Source organism: Bacillus cereus group sp. BfR-BA-01430 (assembly GCF_022663115.1).
GTDB lineage: Bacteria > Bacillota > Bacilli > Bacillales > Bacillaceae_G > Bacillus_A > Bacillus_A cereus_BD.
Map to the genome: position 1 here is coordinate 198,216 of NZ_JAKUEW010000004.1, position 17,194 is coordinate 215,409.

Here is a 17,194-nt window from a genome sequence, read left to right on the forward strand (position 1 = left end):
GAATATGGCAATTATAATCAATATTGATGTGATGTTAGCTAAAAGAAAAATGAGCGTAACAGAACTTTCAGAGAAGGTTGGGATTACAATGGCCAACCTTTCCATATTGAAAAATGGAAAAGCAAAAGCAATTCGATTTTCAACTTTAGAGGCAATTTGCAAAGCATTAGAATGCCAACCTGGAGATATTTTAGAATATAAAATGGAAGAAGATTATGAAAGTAATAGCAATGAATAATGATTTTTAACGAATAGGAGTTGCCGTATTATAAAATCGAAAATATAGATGAATTATAGTCTGGTTTTCAGTAATGAAAACAAAAAAACGCTTGGTAAGATTTAAGCGTTTTTTTGTACGAGTTATATAACTGAAAATCGTGTCATCTTTGTTTTAGGAAGGGGAAGAAGTGTCTTCCTCTTTACGCACTTCAAAAAATTCATTTTTACATAGATATTTAAAGATTCTTTGAGTTACTTTTTCCTCTTGATCTAATAAAAAACGATGATTAAAAGCATAGAAGGATTGTCCTTTAATTAATTTTACATAATACATCACGTAGACCTCCGTTATATACAATTGTAATGAGTCGTTATTATGATATCCATTATTTGGATATCGATACTTGGAGAATTTCACAAAGTTTGTTTAAAATAGGAATGGAAGGAAGGCTTGTTATTACGAGGAGACTATGGCAGTATATAAAAATATAGGAAAGTCTTATATGCCATTCATTTCAATTTTTTAGTAGCTATTCTCACGCAGTTATCCATAAGAAATGAAAAAGAATTCTTGTACAAGAATTCATAATGATAAATTGGAGGAAAGAAAATTATGTCTAATGTACCAAATTGTCCAAAATGTAATTCGGAATATACATATGAAGATGGGGCTCTTTTTGTATGCCCAGAATGTGCACATGAGTGGAATTTAGAATTAGAGACAGAAGATATAAAAGTTGTAAAAGATGCGAATGGAAATGTTTTGCAAGATGGTGATTCTGTATCTGTTATTAAAGATTTAAAGGTGAAAGGAACTTCATCTGTTATTAAAATTGGTACAAAAGTAAAGAATATCCGTCTTGTTGATGGCGATCATGATATTGACTGTAAAATTGATGGTTTCGGAGCAATGAAATTAAAGTCTCAATTTGTTAAAAAAATATAATTGTGAAGAAAGAAGAAAAACAAGAGCTAAAAACTCTTGTTTTTCTCTTTACCCGTTATGATATTTATACATCCAGAGAATACCGGATTTTAGTAGTCTTGGCACGCGCCCCATTAGCGGCTGATTTGCCAATAAGCCGAAACCGTGTTTTTTACCAAGAGAACCGAGAACTCCTTTTAATTTAATAACAGGTAGCTCGTCAGGAAGTGGTTCATTATTCCAACGTTTCAGCAATATTTGGACAATTTGTTCACCTTGTCCTTCAGCCAATTGTGCAGAAGGAGCATGTGGAAGTGATGCACAATCACCTACAACATATACATGCTCGTTATTCGGAATATTGTGATATTTTGTTAATATAACCCGTCCGCTACTATCATGTTCGACGGGAAGGTTTCGAACAACTTCATTAGCTTGAATGCCAGCTGTCCATACAATTGCGTCACAAGCAATTGGTTCGTCATGGTTGTACACAATGTTGGGCTCTACTTTCGTAATATTAGAGTTCCGTATAATGGTAACTTTATGTTTTATGAACCATTTCTCTACGTATCTACTTAATTTCTCTGGAAACGGAAATAAAATGCGTTCTTTTCGATCGAATAAGTAAATTGTTAAATCAGGACGACTTTCGCGGAGTTCACTTGCTACTTCAACGCCGCTTAATCCAGCACCGACAACCGCTACTGTTGCATTTGGTTCTAAGCTGTTTAATTGTTCGTACGTTTTACGTGTTTGTTCAATGGATTGTAGACTGTGTGTATATTCCTTTGCCCCTGGAACATTGTGATATTTGTCTTCACAGCCAAGTCCGATAATTAAATCATCATATTGGATTTCTTCACCGCTATCGAGATGAACGCTTTTGTTTTCAAGATTAACATTCGTTACAGTTCCATATTGAATGTTGAGGCGCGGATGCTCTGGAAACGGAATACGAATATGAGTTTCCGAAATTGTCCCCGCTACTAATGCATAGTATTCTGTCTTAAAACAATGGTATGGTACCTTGTCGATTAATGTCACTTGGACATCATCTGGAAGCTGATTGTTTGGAAGAAGCCGCTGCAGAATTCTCATTCCACCGTAGCCACCACCCAATAACACGAGGTGTTTCATGATGGATTACCCCTTTTCTGTTGAAATATCCCCTAATCATAAAATTGTATATTGAAAAAATATTTTGACTTTACTCATTCAAATTATATCGAATTTGTGAACAAATAACAATGCATGAATGAGCACTCTGTTGTACAATAAGAAGAAAAGTGGGATAAGCTGTTGCTATTTACCAACTGATTTGAAATAAAACAGTATACCCAATCAATGGTTTAGTTCGTGTAATGATTACAACAAGAAATGGTAGCATTTTCTTCTGATAGAATGATTTGAAAAGTTATAGGGGGGAGTTTGTTGATTAAACCATTAATCGAATTTTGTGTAGGTAATCTTGCGAGCGGCTCACAAGAAGCGTTCGAAAAGCTAGAAAAAGATCCAAACTTAGATGTTATGGAATACGGTTGCCTTGGCTATTGTGGTATTTGTTTTGAGGGACCATTTGCACTTGTAAATGGTGAAGTTGTCCAAGGTACTACAGTAGAAGAACTTGTGAAAAATATATATGACTATTTGGAAGAAAATCCGATGTTTTAAGGTGTTACAGCGATGTAACACCTTTTGTTTTGTCACGTATTTCATAAGGAGTAAAAATTTCTTTGGAGGAAATGCTAACAAAGAATTTGAAGCTATGAGGTGACAAAATGAATATTATTTGGGGAGTAATTGGCATTATCATTATTCTTCTTATTGGATATTTGCTTTCAAATAACAAACGTGCAATCTCACTGCGTACTATATTTGGTGGACTTGCAATTCAATTATTGTTTGGTTTTATCGTGTTAGAGTGGGAATTTGGTCGAAGCATATTAGAGAAAGTAACGCAGTTTGTTCAAAGAATCATGGATTTTGCAAATGCTGGAATATTATTTTTATTTGGTAATCTAGGAGATCCAACGAAAATGGCTGGATTCGTTTTTGCGTTTCGCGTACTCCCAATTTTAATTTTTTTATCTTCAGTTATTGCGATTTTATATTACTTAGGAATTATGCAATGGATGGTTCGAAGTATTGGAGGAGCTTTAGCAAAGCTATTAGGAACAAGTCAATCAGAATCATTATCTGCAGCGGCAAATATTTTTTTAGGACAGACGGAAGCGCCGCTTGTCATTCGTCCGTATATGCCGCATTTAACGAAGTCCGAACTATTTGCTGTAATGGTTGGGGGATTAGCGTCAGTATCAGGCTCAACTCTATTTGGATATGCTGCACTAGGTGTGCCGCTTAAATTTTTATTAGCAGCAAGCGTAATGGCAGCGCCAGCTGGGCTTATTATGGCAAAATTATTGTTCCCCGAAACGGAAAAGAAAGAAGTGCGCACGATTTCGGAAGAGGAGGAAAAAGAGGATCGTAACAAGCCGACTAACGTAATTGATGCAGCAGCACGCGGAGCAGCTGATGGATTATCACTCGCTTTAAATGTAGGCGCAATGCTAATTGCTTTTATTGCTGTCATTGCTCTTTTAAATGGAATTGTAGGTGGAATCGGTGGTCTTTTCGGTTATCCTCATTTATCATTACAACTTATATTGGGATATATTTTTTCGCCACTTGCGTTTGCTATTGGTGTGCCGTGGACAGAAGCAATTACCGCAGGAGGTTTTATTGGGGAAAAATTAATTTTAAATGAGTTTGTGGCGTTTACGGACTTTGCTCCGCAAATGGGAAAGCTGTCAGAGAAAACAACAGCGATGATTACATTTGCATTGTGCGGGTTTGCAAACCTTTCTTCCGTAGCCATTTTACTTGGTGGTCTCGGCGGGATGGCACCGAATCGGCGAGGCGATATTGCTAAATTTGGCTTGAAGTCTATCATAGCTGGTACGTTAGCAAATTTATTGAGCGCTGCAATTGCGGGGATGTTTGCATGAAATAAAAAAGGCCCTTTTAAGAAGGGCTTTTTCTTACACAACTCGTGTAAGAACGACTTCGATAAGGAAGTCGCCAAAACGTTGTCAAATATGAGAAACGGGGGACATTCATATTGTGTTCCAAAAGCATGCATTTTATACTTAAAACAATAAATTATTTTTGGAGTGAATCAGAATGAGCCAATTTTCTTTTACAAAAATGCATGGTCTTGGAAATAGCTATATATATGTAAATATGTTTAAAGAACATATTCCAGAGGAAGAACTAGCCCTTGTAGCAGAGAAAGTTTCGAACAGAAATATCGGCATTGGGGCTGATGGAATGATTTTAATTTGTCCATCTGAAGTAGCGCCAGTAAAAATGCGTATGTTTAATAATGATGGCTCAGAGGGAAAGAGTTGTGGAAATGGGCTTCGCTGTGTAGCGAAATATGCATATGAGCATAAATTAGTAGAAGAAACGATTTTTACGATTGAAACATTAGCTGGTCTTGTAACAGCTGAGGTAACAGTCGAGAACGATATTGTTACACTCGTTAAAATTGATATGGGGGCACCTCGTTTAACACGTGCAGAGTTACCGATGCTTGGGGAAGGAGACACACCGTTTATTCGTGAGGACTTTCTATTTCATAATCAACGGTATACATTTACAGCAGTTTCTATGGGAAATCCACATGCTGTGATTTTTGTTGATGATGTAGAAAAGGCACCTCTTACAACACTGGGGCCTGTACTTGAGACTCATGAAATGTTTCCAGAGCGAGTAAATGTTGAGTTCATTGAAATTTTGAATAAAACAGAGATGAATTTCCGCGTATGGGAACGTGGATCAGGTGTAACGCAAGCATGCGGAACAGGAGCGTGTGCATCTGTTGTAGCAGCAATTTTAAATGAAAAAATGGAGCGGGGTAAAGAAATTACGGTTCATTTAGCTGGCGGTGACTTAATGATTACGTGGACAGAAGAAGGAACTGTACTGATGAAAGGACCAGCAGAAGTGATTTGTCACGGAGTGTATGAGTACAAGATAGAAGCATAAAGATGTATAATAGAATAAGAAAGGAAGGTGGGCTTTATGATTACTGTAACAGAACAAGCAGCATTTCAAATTAAGGATATGTTAAAAGATGCTGAAGATGGAGAAAGATATGTTCGCTTTGCCGTTCATGGTGGAGGATGTAGCGGTCTTTCTTACGGTTTAGGATTTGAAAGAGAACCAAATGAAGGCGACACAGTTCTTGAGTTTCACGGTGTTGAATTTGTTATTGATAAAGAAAGTGCTCCGATTGTAAAAGGGGTAAAAATTGATTATAAGCAATCGATGCTTGGCGGCGGATTTACAATCGATAATCCAAACGCAATCGCATCATGTGGCTGCGGGTCTTCTTTCCGTACAGCGACGAATGCTGGTAAGCCTGAGGAATGTTAATGAATTAGAACCTTCTCATCCGAAAAAGAGAAGGTTCTTTTTAGTATCTTACAAAAGTGTAATGTTCATGTCACGTTTGTGAATTTCTTTTTTTAGCATATAAGTTTATGATATCGATATAATAAAAAATGAGGTGAATCACGTGAAACGATATATTGCACTTTTTAGTATTTTAATTGTATTTGCTAGCATTTTAGTTGGTTGTGATCTGAATCGTATGGGAAAAGATACGTATTATGTTCAAATTACAGCGGATGGAAAAGTATATGAAGGAAAAGCTGATAATGGTACAAAATATACAGATTATCAATATAAATTAGCCGGATTTGATGAAGAAGGTAAGGAAAAAACAATGGAATTTACTGCGCAGAAAAATCTTCGCAAAGAAGCATTTCTTCGCATGTATTACTCCGATGAAAAAGGGGTAACAGCTTGGGAGGAAGTAAAGAAGGATGAGCTTCCTGCAAAAGTGAAAGAAAAATTAGGTGTAAAATAATAAAGAAGGAGTTGGCCTTTTCGGTCAACTCCTTTTTTCGTGTGCAAATTCTTCTTCTGAAATAATTGTAAATCCATGTCGTCGAAAGAGTGCTGTTGTAACGCCATATCCATCTTGTTTATTCCCATTAAATTCTCCTGTATAAATGATAGAACTACCGCAAGAAGGACTGCGCTCTTTTAAAATGATGTACGCAGGGTTTAAATCTTTTATTGTTTCTAAAGCTTTATAAGCGCCTTGTATAAAAGCATCTGTCACATCGTTTCCGTTTTGATCTCGCACCCTTGCCTTTCCATCTAGCACGTCATCTCCATTGCCACCAATGATTTCCGCTGGTGGGCGCGGAGTTGGTAATCCGCCTAGTACTTCTGGACAGACAAGAACGGTATCTTCTTTTTGTAATAACTCTTCTATTTTAGAAATAAGATGATCATTGCCGTCGTAACGGCAAGCGATACCAGCTAAACAAGCACTAATTACAATCATATTTTTCTACCTCAGTTCTTAAAAGGATAAACGCTTGTACTATACAATGAACAAAGGGTCATGTATTATACATGACCCTTTGTTTATCAATCAAATTTTCGTACAACGGGAACGCGAATGGCAACGAATAATACAAAGAGAATGACCGCAATCGCACCGCTTTTCATAATGGTGACGATTGGAATGCCGGCAGCGAGTGCAAGGGATGTAAGGGCATAAGAAATTGGAATGAATCCCATTGATGACAGCATGAGTAAGCTCATCACGCGCCCCATCATTTCTTCTTTAACAGTAGATTGAATCATTGCCATTAAAGGAACAATCGCCATAGCAATCGTAATCCCATAAAATGCGCCAGCTAATAATGCTTGCCATAGTGTTGTACTAAAGTTAATCGATAAGAAGAATACGCCAGATAACAGCATCATGATAATACAAAATAGCCCCCGTCTTCGGCTAATATTTTTTAGGCCAACGATAATGGCTCCAATTGCCATTCCGCCTCCAACGGATGCTTCTAAATAACTAAATTGAAGAGAATCGCCGTGCAATACATTTTTGATAAACAGTGGAAATCCAACTTGCATAGGGCCGATTAAAAATAAATTTAAAAAGGCGCTACAAATTAGGAATGTGGACAGAAATGGCGATTTTCTTACATATAAAATTCCTTCTTTAATAGATGTAAACATTCCTTTATTTGAATCTGATTCTTCTTGCACAGTAGATTGTATTTTTTGGACAAGTATAGCGGCTATAATAAGTAAAAGAATTGTAATGGTAAAAATCGTTTCATAGTTACTAAATTTAATTAGGATGCCACCGAGTACAGGTCCTAAAATAACGGATGCTTGGTTTGTCATCTGGGTTAGTGAGTTTGCTTGTGTTAAGCGCTGCTTTTCAACAAGTTCAGGTAAAATGGATCCGTCTGCGGACCAGAAAAAAGCATCTGCCAGACCAAAGAATAAAGCGAAGAAAGCAAATGTATATAAGGTTACGTCACCGATGACAAACCAAGTTAAGATTGTTGCTACAATAATCGCGCGAACGATATTGGAGTAAAACATAATATTTTTTTTCGGGAATTTGTCTGCCACAGCTCCTCCTACAATCATAAAGATCAGTCTTGGGACGCTAAGTGCAACAAAGACAACACCGAGGGAAGCTTCGAGATTTAATGTTTTCGCGATGTACCATGTTTGAGAAAAGGTAAAAAAGGCTAATGCAAAACTTGAAAAAAGAGTAGCTGCCCAGAGGAAAAGGAAATTTGTATTTTTTAATAATGGCTTCCCATTTTCATCTAAAACAGACTTATTTCGTTGTAATTCCTCCATATTGCATCCTTTCTATGTCACAAATTTGAAGCAGTATAAAATTTCTATTAACATTTGTTTTAACCGCTCTGTTTAGGTAATAAACCTAAAAAGTAAAATAAAAAATAATCCTTTATAGGGATATTCTTGTATGTAGTTTTGAATATTTTCATACTACACTTTTTCATTGTAGACAATAATAACAGATTTGCCCAGTATATTTTTAAAGATAAGAAGGAGAAAAACCATCAGATATACTCTCATTATGAGGTGTCTGATGGTTCTCCTTTCAAGATTTCAGCACTTGAATTCCCTTTACAATATTCCAAATAAAGAAGTATATGCTAATGATTCCGCAAATTCCTATAATGATAATCGCACCGATGCCAAATGTTATATCAGGTTGATTAGAACCAATTCCTAACATACCGACTATAATCATACCTAAAAAAGCTGCAATCCCTGGGATAATATGAGTCCAAAGCGCTTTTTTTGCATGAATCTTCGTTTCGTTTTCACCAATGATCCAAATAATGATCGGGAATAGAATGGGAGCAAAGAAAACGCTCCAATACGAAAGCGCGGCTAATAGTTTATTTCCATTCATTTATCTCACCTCGTACATGTATGTGGTTGTAATAGTTTTAGTATGTGGAAAATGATGAAAAGTAATATGTATTTTTCTTGCAATCTTATACGAGGGAAAAATATGGCAGGGAATAATTATATCAATGTGAAGATGATAAGCCCAAAAGTAAGGACCATTACAATCATCCCTTTTAATTTGGTTTTCTGCCACAATTGGATAGAAAGTACCATTCCTCCAACTAAAACAAAAGGAATGGCAATTTGTTCTAGGACAAAAATTGTTAAGAACCGGCCGATAGCACCGAGGTAGATTCCGAGGAAGAAGAAGCCGAGAGAGAAAATCCATTTTGCTGATATAAATGTAGTTCGTACGTCTTTTTTATCTTCTTGATTCATTTTGAAATAGCCTACCATAGTTAGTAATAAAGGCAGAACCCATAATAAGAAGAAAGTAACGGCTTTATCAATTGTGATGCCCATATGAATCGCTCCTATTCTACAACAAAGTGTGGGAATTCCATCGATTTATAAGATGAGGATGGAGAACAAGGAGGAAAAGAGAAAAAGAAAGATGTTTCTTAAGGCATTTAACATTCACAGCGGTTGAGAGCTTTTGAATGGAATACGGTACTTTCTTGTTAAAAGACATCTTCTTATGAAAAAATATATTGCTCCTCTTTCATCCAATAAATAAATATAAGTTGCTCGGTGTGATTATTTCATCCCCTGCATAAATAATCCAATCTGTTTTATTTCAAACAATATGTGCTCGATATATTTCCGTTTGAACTTCCATATGATATCTCTCCCATCCCAATTTAAGTGATTATATAAATTATACTTTATGCATGTATGCTGGAGGATAAAAATAAAATATGTTGTTTTAAAAAAAAGAATTTTTTGAACGTTATCTGCATGTAATAAAAAAGAGGTGCAACTTCTAGTGTAGAAATCGCACCTCTTTTTTATTTATAAGTTAAAACATACTAGAGCTATGCATTGGTTGTAATTTTGCACTTGGGTCAAAGTAAGCTTTTGCATTATTTACTGCTGTTGGTGCTTCACCAAAACCACATGCAATTAGTTTTACTTTTCCTTCATATGTACAAACATCTCCGGCTGCATAAATACCCGGAATATTTGTTTCCATTTTCGAATTTACAACGATGCTGTTTTTTTGAATGTTTAAGCCCCAGTTTTTAATGGGACCAAGGGAAGAGACGAAACCATAGTTTACGATGACATCATCAACATCAATGACGACTTTTTCTTCTGTTTTGACATGTTGCAGAACAACTTGTTCAATCTGATCTTCACCGATTAGTTCTACTGGAACATAAGGTGTTTTTATATCGACGCGAGAGTTCATTAAGTTTTCTACACTATGTTCATGAGCGCGGAATTTATCACGACGATGAATAATTGTTACTTGCTCAGCGATTGGTTCTAACATTAATGTCCAGTCTACTGCAGAGTCACCACCGCCAAATACAACAACGCGTTTTTTGGCAAATTTATTCATGTCATCAACGAAATAGTGCAAGTTTTTCTTTTCAAATTTCTGTGCACCATCTAATTCTAAGCGGCGTGGTTGGAAAGCGCCGTTACCAGCTGTAATAATGACAGATTTAGAGTAGTGTGTTTGTTTATTTGTTACAAGTTTAAACACGCCATCAGCTTGTTTTTCAAGAGTTTCCACTGCTTCTTCTAAGCAAATGGTAGAATCAAATTTTTTCATTTGTTCTTTTAAATTATCCACTAATTCTTGAGCACGTACTTTTGGGAATCCTGCAACGTCATAAATATATTTTTCAGGGTATAGTGCGGACAATTGTCCTCCAAGTTGCGGTAAGCTTTCAATAATTTTTACACTTGCCTGTCTCATCCCGCCATAAAATGCTGTAAATAGTCCAGTTGGACCACCACCAATAATCGTTATGTCGTACACATTTTGATTTTCTGTCACTATTTATTCCCCCTATAGATGGAATTTTGATATTGATTCCATATATTGTTCATATGTATACGGAAATCCTGCAAAGGATTGCAAGTTAACATAAATGATAGCATATTTTTGTTCATAATACGTAAGAAAGCGACTGAATTGTTTGTAAGCTTCTGCATAGATTGAGCAGAAATGTATAAAATATACAAACAGGAAAATACATGAAAAAGAGGGGGAGAAACCCTTGAAAACGCTATGTTATTTTAAAATATTGATAATTCTTTAGGTGCTTGAATTCCGAAATAAAACCGAATAATATAGGGAAGTATTATGTTAATTTTTTATGACAAATTTCGTACGAATTTTTGAATACGTTTTGTTATGAATGAGAATGTGATAAATTCCACATTCTTGACAAATTGGGTGTTTATTATTTAGTGCGATTATATAAAAGAAAAGGGTTGTGATTCAGTGAAAACTCCAAAAATCGTAGTTTTAGGTGCAGGTTATGGTGGGATGATTACGACTGTTCGCCTACAAAAAACATTATCTGTAAGTGAAGCTGAAATTACGCTAGTAAATAACAACAGCTATCACTACCAAGCAACTTGGTTACACGAAAGTGCAGCTGGTACATTACATCATGATAAAGTCCGTCTAGATATTCAAGATGTTATTGATACAAATAAAGTAAACTTTGTGCAAGATACAGTTGTAGAAATTAAAGCGGCTGAAAAACGTGTGATTTTAAAAAATAGCGAGTTAGAGTATGATTATTTAGTAATCGGTCTAGGTTTCGAGTCTGAAACATTTGGTATTAAAGGGTTAAAAGAGCATGCATTCTCGATCACTAACATTAATACCACTCGTCAAATTCGTGAGCATATGGAATATAAATTCGCTCAATATGCGACTGAAAAACGTGATGAATTCGTAACAATCGTTGTAGGTGGCGCAGGGTTCACAGGCATCGAGTATGTAGGTGAACTCGCTAATCGAATTCCTGAACTGTGCAAAGAATATGATGTTCCACGTGAAAAAGTACGTATCATCTGTGTAGAAGCTGCTCCAACAGCACTTCCTGGTTTTGATCCAGAATTAGTTGAATACGCTGTAAAACAGCTAGAGAAAAAGGGCGTAGAATTCCGCATCGGTACAGCAATTAAAGAAGCAACTGAAGAAGGTATTCTTGTTGCAAATGGTGATGATGTAGAATTAATTAAATCTGAAACTGTTGTTTGGGCTGCAGGTGTTCGTGGCAATGGTATTGTAGAAGAGTCTGGATTTGAAGCGATGCGCGGTCGTGTAAAGGTCGATGAATTTATGCGCGCTCCAGGTCAAGAAAATGTATTCATGGTTGGTGACGCAGCATTAATCATCAATGAAGAAATTAACCGTCCATACCCACCGACAGCACAAATCGCAATTCAACAAGGTTACAACATTGCCCACAATTTATCTGTAATAATTCGTGGAAAAGGCGAAATGAAAAAGTTCGTATTTGATAATAAAGGATCTGTATGTTCATTAGGACATGACGATGCAATGGGTGTTGTGATGGGAAAAAAATTAACGGGCTGGAAAGCTTCTTTCATGAAAAAAGTAATTGATAACCGTTACTTATTCCTACTTGGTGGACCTTTATTAGTTTTGAAAAAAGGGAAATTGAAGTTCTTTTAATATATAGTAGAAAAAGCAGAAACGGCTAGCCGTTTCTGCTTTTTTACTACCATTTCAATTTGCATCTAGCATATAAGTAGAATTTCTTTTTGAGCGAAAAGCAACAAAAAACCAAATGATATTTGTGATGATTAACGCCATGCAAACGATGATGACTCCTAAGAAAGAGGAGGCATGATAGTCATTTGTATGTATGATTATATATACGACTGCAAGTATTGCAAGATTGATGAATATTCCCATGCCGCAAAGAATAGCCAGGATGAATCGCATTGCACGTATTCCTGCTATATAAAGAAGTAGAGGTACGCTATAAAATAGTAAAATCGTGCCGATGGATTTCCACATGCCTAAAGAGTTAAACTTATTTGCATTTGGTCCAAAATCAGCAAGTGGCGAAAGAGAAGGAACCACTAGGACAGAGCAGAAGAAGAAAGCAGAAACGAGTGTTACAAATATAATACTGGACTTTTTTGATCGATTTCTCATTTATTTTTTTACTCCTTTTCCAAATGAATAGGTGTGATGTAGTATGCAAGGAAGAATTTTTGAGGGGATTCAAGATCTTTCCTCAGGAAATTACTTCTCTATATTAACATTAAATCAAATATATGGAAAATATAAATAAGAAAAGGAAGACTTATATTATTCTCACTGAAAAATATAGTATAATAAATGAAAAAGAAAGAATATTCTGTTCGTTTAAACGGAAGGGGTTTTACATCATGGAGAAGCGTGGGAAAGTTTGGTTAGCTGTAAGCGGACTAGTAGTGACAAATGATGGAAGATGGCTATTTGTTAAGAAAAAATATAGTGGATTAAAAGGGAAATGGTCATTACCAGCGGGCTTTGTTAATGAAGGGGAAACGATTGATGAAGCTGTGAAACGAGAAGTTTTAGAAGAGACAGGTATTACGGCACATGTGAAAGGCGTAATTGGTATTCGTTCCGGTGTTATTCATGATGAAATTAGTGATAATATGATTATTTTTCTATTAGAACCGGAAGGAGAAGAGATTACGGTTCAAGAAGAAGAATTGTCGGAAGTGGCATTTTTACATCCGAAAGATATCGCATATGATCAAAATACTTCCATATTAATTCGATATTTATTAGAGGGGAATACAGGGCCAATTCTTGAGATGGATACGACACTTAATCCAGGAAAGCAATTTGGATATACAGCGTATCATGTGTTTACGGCGGGGAGAAGGGGGATGGAGAACAATTGAGTATACCAGTACTACTTATTTCAATGATGTTGTTTTTTATTTTGTTTTTTGGAATTGGATTTTTACTTAACATGATTTTACGTGCTACGTGGGTGATGGTGATGATTTATCCAATCATTTGCATACTCATCGTTAATAAAGCAAGTATTTGGGACTATTTTTCAAAGCCATCAGAAACATTTTCTTCATTTGGGACAAGTGTATCTCATCTTGGACAAGCGGACTTATTTATTTTATCAACAGGATTAATAGGAGCAATTTTGGCTGGCATTGTAATTAAGAAGCTTCGAAAAAGTGGATATCAAATGTTCTAATCTCCAATTTGTTTGGAGATTTTTTTTGCATATTTCTTTATCGTATAGGGAATGACTAACGATGAAGGAGTGTGGAATATAAAAATGTTAAAACGATATGCTATTCGCATTATGATGACTTGTTTATTTGTGACAGCGTTATGTGTAACATGGAAAGCATTCACAGGAATTTCTTTTATAGACATTGTCAAAACATATCAAGAAAGCAATGTAAAAGAAGTGCATGCGGCAGAAAGAAAAGAGCAAGTTGTTCCAAGTAAAGAAGTAATAAATGCTTTAGAGCAGGCAAATGACTGGTCTAAATATCGTATGATGGAAGTAACGGCAACTGGATATACGTCAGGTGCTGAATCAACAGGAAAAAGCCCTGAACACCCAGAGTATGGAATTACATATTCAGGGGTCAAAGTGAAAAGGGATTTATATTCTACAATCGCAGCAGATTTACGAGTATTTCCTATTGGAACAATTTTATTTATTCCGGGTTATGGATACGGCGTTGTAGCGGATAAAGGTGGCGCTATAAAGGGAAATAAGCTGGATTTATATTATGAAACTGTTCAAGATGTATATAGCCAGTGGGGAAAGAAAAAGGTAAATGTATATGTTGTAAAAATGGGAAATGGTAAATTAACGGAAGATGAGTTAACGATGTTGAATCAAGATGAAACGATGCAAGTATTCCGTGGTCAATATTTGAAACAGAGATAGTCTAGTGAAATGAACACTAGACTTTTTTCTTTGTCCTGTTTCACAATATAAGAAAACGGGGTGGAAAAGTGAAGAAGTATCCTTTAGCGTATTACGAGTTTTTTGTGAAATATAACGAAGGAGATTATTATACATGTCATGATTTGTTAGAAGAAATGTGGTTGGAAGAGCGAAGTAATCTGTTTCTTAAAGGATTATTACAAATGGTAGTTGCTCAGTATCATTATAGCTACGGAAATGTCAAAGGAGCACGTTTGATGATGGAAGTGGCAGAGCAATATTTACTGCCATACCGACCAGTTCATTGGGATTTAGATGTAGATGAGGTGATAGCGTATATTCAGAAGTGCAGAGGGATTATACCTGAAAGAATAGATCGGGTGCCCTATGCAAAAATACACGAATTACCTTTATTACCAGAATTTATTGTATATATGAAGTGAAAGAGAAGTTAGAATTATCGCATTTCCGAAAAAATACAGTTATAATAAAAAGTAGAGAAACGAAGGGGGTCTGAATATGTTTCAAGTACAAACTGAATTAGCAAACCATGAAGCAGTCATTGTTGCTTTATTTGAAGAAGAAACGAGCCGTTTTGTCCAAGAATTAGACAAGGCATTTGAGGGACAATTGCAAGGTTTATTAGACGAAAAAGAACTGAGTACAAAGAAGAAAGCTATTTCAAAAGTACATAGCTTAGGGAAAACGAATGTAAAACGTTACTACTTTGTTGGCCTTGGAAAAAAAGAAGCATATACAACCGAAACATTACGCGCTTCACTTAGTAAAACATTTAAAACATTACAAGCGGAAAAGATACAAGACGCTGCAATCTTGCTTGACTCATTTGTCAAAGAGAAGTTAGATGCAATTGATGTGGCACATATTGCAGCTGAAGTATATTGCCTTGGTACATACGGATTACAAACATATAAAACAGATAAAAAAGAGCATGTAGAATTAGAAAAACTTGTTGTTATTACAGCTGAGGATGCAAAAGAAATTGAAGCAGCTTTAACAGTTGGATATGTTCATGGACGTGCTACAAATTCAGCTCGTACGCTTGTAAATATGCCTCCGAACATGTTAACAGCAACAAAATTGGCAGAATATGCAGTGGAATTAGCTGAAAAATATGATATGGATTATAAAGTGTTAGAGAAAGAGGAAATGGAAGAATTGGGTATGGGTGCTTTACTTGCGGTTAACCAAGGCTCTACAGAACCACCAAAAATGATTGCCCTTATTTATAAGGGAAAAGAAGAGTGGACAGATGTAATTGGATTGATTGGAAAAGGAATTACATATGATACAGGTGGTTACTCTTTAAAACCACGCGATGGCATGGTTGGCATGAAGGGTGATATGGGTGGTGCGGCAGCAGTTCTTGGTGCAATGGAAGTGATCGGAGAACTTCGCCCTGAACAAAATGTAATTGCTGTTATTCCATCAACAGACAATGTAGTGAGTGGTACTGCATTTAAACCAGATGATGTTATCACATCTATGAGCGGGAAAACGATTGAAGTATTAAATACAGATGCAGAAGGTCGCCTCGCATTAGCTGATGGAATTACGTATGCGAAGAAGCTAGGTGCAAACTATCTTGTTGATGTGGCAACATTAACAGGAGGGGTTATCGTTGCGCTAGGAAACTATACAACAGGTGCAATGACAAATAATGAAACATTATTTGAACAAGTATTAGAAGCGTCAATGGAAACAGATGAACCAATTTGGCAATTACCGATTTTCGAACGTGATAAAGAGCGCGTTCGTAACAGTCAATTTGCAGATTTAAACAACTCACCAGGCCGTGAAGGACATGCGGTAATGGCCGGCACATTTCTTGGTGAATTTGCGGAAGACACACCGTGGGTACATTTAGATATCGCTGGAACTTCTGATACAACGAGTACACATGATTTAGGGCCGGCAGGAGCAACAGGTGTAATGGTTCGTACACTTGCAACACTTGTTGAACGGTTTGGAGAAGAATAAGAAGTTTAGAAGGGTAGCCGAAATGGCTACCCTTTTTATCTCGCTATTTTAGGATCAGCACGATTGGTGAGGGCTCATAATCAGTGGGGGGTGAAGAAACACCCTCCACTGATTCACGTTTTACTTACTATAAAGAAATTGTATACAAAGAGCCGTTTAATGCAAAAGATGTCCGGCCTGTTTCTTCCGACGCGACTAATATGAGAGCATCGCTTTCTTCTGACAAACCAATTGCTGCTCGGTGACGTGTTCCAAGCTTAGGGTCAACTTCTAAACTTTTTGTTAGAGGGAGAATATTAGCTGCTGATACAATATGATCGTCTTTAATAAGAACGGCTCCGTCATGAAGTGGGTTCCCAGGATAAAAAATGGATTCAAGTAGTGGAACAGTTAAAAAAGCATTTAGTTTCGTTCCCGTTTGAATAAGGGAAGTAAGAGAATCATTCCTTTCGACAACAATTAATGCTCCATGTTTTCGCTCACCTAAATGTTGGATGGCTGTTGTGATAGGAGCATAACTTGATGTAAATGGTGATAAATAAGCTTTTAAATAGTAAGAAGCTGCAATCGTTTGAACGTTACTTAGTAAATGATGAATTTCTTCCATTCTGCATAGAACGCACTCACCATCTTCATCAATGGTTCGCTTCATGCTCGCTAATTCTAATTCTACAATTTCAATCATTTGTTTTGTTTCTATTTTCAATTCTTCAGATAATCCCCATTCTTTCATATGCCTCACCTTTTTTTTGAAGTATATAACATTAGTGTATACAAATTATAAAAGTAAAATCCTGTTAGATTTTAAAATGTATTGAGATAATTGCCGTTTTTTTCATATAAT

Annotated in this window: 22 protein-coding genes; 13 read left to right on the plus strand and 9 right to left on the minus strand. The window is 36.1% G+C overall.

The genetic code is table 11. The features are described 5' to 3' along the window. Window positions 1-4 precede the first annotated feature (4 nt). Window positions 5-238, plus strand: coding sequence for a helix-turn-helix domain-containing protein (locus MR058_RS10910; RefSeq protein WP_242144041.1), 234 nt, complete (start codon window positions 5-7; stop codon window positions 236-238). A 153-nt stretch (window positions 239-391) separates the two neighbouring features. Here the strand turns inward: MR058_RS10910 and MR058_RS10915 are convergent, their stop codons facing one another. Beyond that, complete coding sequence (locus MR058_RS10915) at window positions 392-553, minus strand: YqbF domain-containing protein (RefSeq protein ID WP_242144042.1); 162 nt, start codon at window positions 551-553, stop codon at window positions 392-394. Window positions 554-832: 279 nt separating this feature from the next. On the opposite strand from MR058_RS10915, the gene MR058_RS10920 reads away from it, so the two are divergent. Beyond that, complete coding sequence (locus MR058_RS10920) at window positions 833-1,165, plus strand: zinc ribbon domain-containing protein YjdM (protein ID WP_242144043.1); 333 nt, start codon at window positions 833-835, stop codon at window positions 1,163-1,165. Window positions 1,166-1,213: 48 nt separating this feature from the next. Here MR058_RS10920 and MR058_RS10925 read toward each other — a convergent pair whose 3' ends face one another. Then, the gene (locus tag MR058_RS10925; protein WP_242144044.1) at window positions 1,214-2,284 is read right to left on the minus strand and encodes an NAD(P)/FAD-dependent oxidoreductase; all 1,071 of its coding nucleotides are present in this window, start codon (window positions 2,282-2,284) and stop codon (window positions 1,214-1,216) included. A gap of 291 nt (window positions 2,285-2,575) precedes the next feature. Here MR058_RS10925 and MR058_RS10930 point away from each other — a divergent pair, with 291 nt between their 5' ends. From MR058_RS10930 to MR058_RS10950, 5 genes are all read left to right on the plus strand, one after another. Continuing rightward, window positions 2,576-2,818 (plus strand): YuzB family protein, encoded by a 243-nt coding sequence (locus MR058_RS10930; protein ID WP_242144045.1) that lies wholly within the window; start codon window positions 2,576-2,578, stop codon window positions 2,816-2,818. Between the two features lie 107 nt (window positions 2,819-2,925). Then, window positions 2,926-4,152 (plus strand): NupC/NupG family nucleoside CNT transporter, encoded by a 1,227-nt coding sequence (locus tag MR058_RS10935; RefSeq protein ID WP_242144046.1) that lies wholly within the window; start codon window positions 2,926-2,928, stop codon window positions 4,150-4,152. Window positions 4,153-4,327: 175 nt separating this feature from the next. Further along, window positions 4,328-5,194 (plus strand): diaminopimelate epimerase, encoded by an 867-nt coding sequence (gene dapF, locus MR058_RS10940; RefSeq protein ID WP_242144047.1) that lies wholly within the window; start codon window positions 4,328-4,330, stop codon window positions 5,192-5,194. Between the two features lie 36 nt (window positions 5,195-5,230). After that, on the plus strand, window positions 5,231-5,584 hold the full coding sequence (locus tag MR058_RS10945; protein ID WP_242144048.1) for a HesB/IscA family protein: 354 nt from the start codon (window positions 5,231-5,233) through the stop codon (window positions 5,582-5,584). A gap of 142 nt (window positions 5,585-5,726) precedes the next feature. After that, on the plus strand, window positions 5,727-6,080 hold the full coding sequence (locus tag MR058_RS10950) for a YxeA family protein (RefSeq protein ID WP_242144049.1): 354 nt from the start codon (window positions 5,727-5,729) through the stop codon (window positions 6,078-6,080). 24 nt (window positions 6,081-6,104) lie between these two features. Here MR058_RS10950 and MR058_RS10955 read toward each other — a convergent pair whose 3' ends face one another. The 5 genes from MR058_RS10955 to MR058_RS10975 form a co-directional block, all read right to left on the minus strand. Beyond that, complete coding sequence (locus MR058_RS10955) at window positions 6,105-6,566, minus strand: 2-thiouracil desulfurase family protein (RefSeq protein ID WP_242144050.1); 462 nt, start codon at window positions 6,564-6,566, stop codon at window positions 6,105-6,107. A gap of 86 nt (window positions 6,567-6,652) precedes the next feature. Continuing rightward, a complete protein-coding gene (locus MR058_RS10960) occupies window positions 6,653-7,900 on the minus strand; it encodes an MFS transporter (protein WP_242144051.1) in 1,248 nt (415 codons plus the stop codon). A 268-nt stretch (window positions 7,901-8,168) separates the two neighbouring features. After that, window positions 8,169-8,486 (minus strand): magnetosome magnetite crystal formation protein family, encoded by a 318-nt coding sequence (locus MR058_RS10965; RefSeq protein WP_242144052.1) that lies wholly within the window; start codon window positions 8,484-8,486, stop codon window positions 8,169-8,171. A gap of 116 nt (window positions 8,487-8,602) precedes the next feature. Further along, window positions 8,603-8,947 carry a hypothetical protein gene (locus tag MR058_RS10970; RefSeq protein ID WP_242144053.1) on the minus strand — a complete coding sequence of 115 codons (345 nt, stop codon included), beginning with the start codon at window positions 8,945-8,947 and terminating at the stop codon, window positions 8,603-8,605. A gap of 496 nt (window positions 8,948-9,443) precedes the next feature. After that, a complete protein-coding gene (locus MR058_RS10975) occupies window positions 9,444-10,433 on the minus strand; it encodes an NAD(P)/FAD-dependent oxidoreductase (RefSeq protein WP_242144054.1) in 990 nt (329 codons plus the stop codon). Window positions 10,434-10,883: 450 nt separating this feature from the next. On the opposite strand from MR058_RS10975, the gene MR058_RS10980 reads away from it, so the two are divergent. Next, window positions 10,884-12,092 carry an NAD(P)/FAD-dependent oxidoreductase gene (locus tag MR058_RS10980; RefSeq protein ID WP_242144055.1) on the plus strand — a complete coding sequence of 403 codons (1,209 nt, stop codon included), beginning with the start codon at window positions 10,884-10,886 and terminating at the stop codon, window positions 12,090-12,092. Window positions 12,093-12,146: 54 nt separating this feature from the next. On the opposite strand, the gene MR058_RS10985 is transcribed toward MR058_RS10980, so the two are convergent. Further along, complete coding sequence (locus MR058_RS10985) at window positions 12,147-12,581, minus strand: DUF5391 family protein (protein WP_242144056.1); 435 nt, start codon at window positions 12,579-12,581, stop codon at window positions 12,147-12,149. A gap of 236 nt (window positions 12,582-12,817) precedes the next feature. On the opposite strand from MR058_RS10985, the gene MR058_RS10990 reads away from it, so the two are divergent. The 5 genes from MR058_RS10990 to MR058_RS11010 all read left to right on the plus strand — a co-directional run bounded on the left by MR058_RS10990 (window position 12,818) and on the right by MR058_RS11010 (window position 16,350). After that, window positions 12,818-13,324 (plus strand): NUDIX hydrolase, encoded by a 507-nt coding sequence (locus tag MR058_RS10990; protein WP_242144057.1) that lies wholly within the window; start codon window positions 12,818-12,820, stop codon window positions 13,322-13,324. Continuing rightward, window positions 13,321-13,638, plus strand: a complete 318-nt coding sequence (locus tag MR058_RS10995) for a YuiB family protein (RefSeq protein WP_242144058.1) — start codon at window positions 13,321-13,323, stop codon at window positions 13,636-13,638. Before MR058_RS10990 ends, MR058_RS10995 begins: the two co-directional genes overlap by 4 nt. A gap of 84 nt (window positions 13,639-13,722) precedes the next feature. Further along, window positions 13,723-14,349 carry a 3D domain-containing protein gene (locus MR058_RS11000; RefSeq protein WP_242144097.1) on the plus strand — a complete coding sequence of 209 codons (627 nt, stop codon included), beginning with the start codon at window positions 13,723-13,725 and terminating at the stop codon, window positions 14,347-14,349. Window positions 14,350-14,417: 68 nt separating this feature from the next. Further along, window positions 14,418-14,792 (plus strand): DUF309 domain-containing protein, encoded by a 375-nt coding sequence (locus MR058_RS11005; RefSeq protein WP_242144059.1) that lies wholly within the window; start codon window positions 14,418-14,420, stop codon window positions 14,790-14,792. A gap of 76 nt (window positions 14,793-14,868) precedes the next feature. Further along, window positions 14,869-16,350 (plus strand): leucyl aminopeptidase, encoded by a 1,482-nt coding sequence (locus MR058_RS11010; protein WP_242144060.1) that lies wholly within the window; start codon window positions 14,869-14,871, stop codon window positions 16,348-16,350. 127 nt (window positions 16,351-16,477) lie between these two features. Here MR058_RS11010 and cdaS read toward each other — a convergent pair whose 3' ends face one another. Further along, window positions 16,478-17,083: a sporulation-specific diadenylate cyclase CdaS gene (gene cdaS, locus MR058_RS11015; RefSeq protein WP_242144061.1), complete on the minus strand. Its 606-nt coding sequence runs from the start codon at window positions 17,081-17,083 to the stop codon at window positions 16,478-16,480. Window positions 17,084-17,194: the final 111 nt, after the last annotated feature.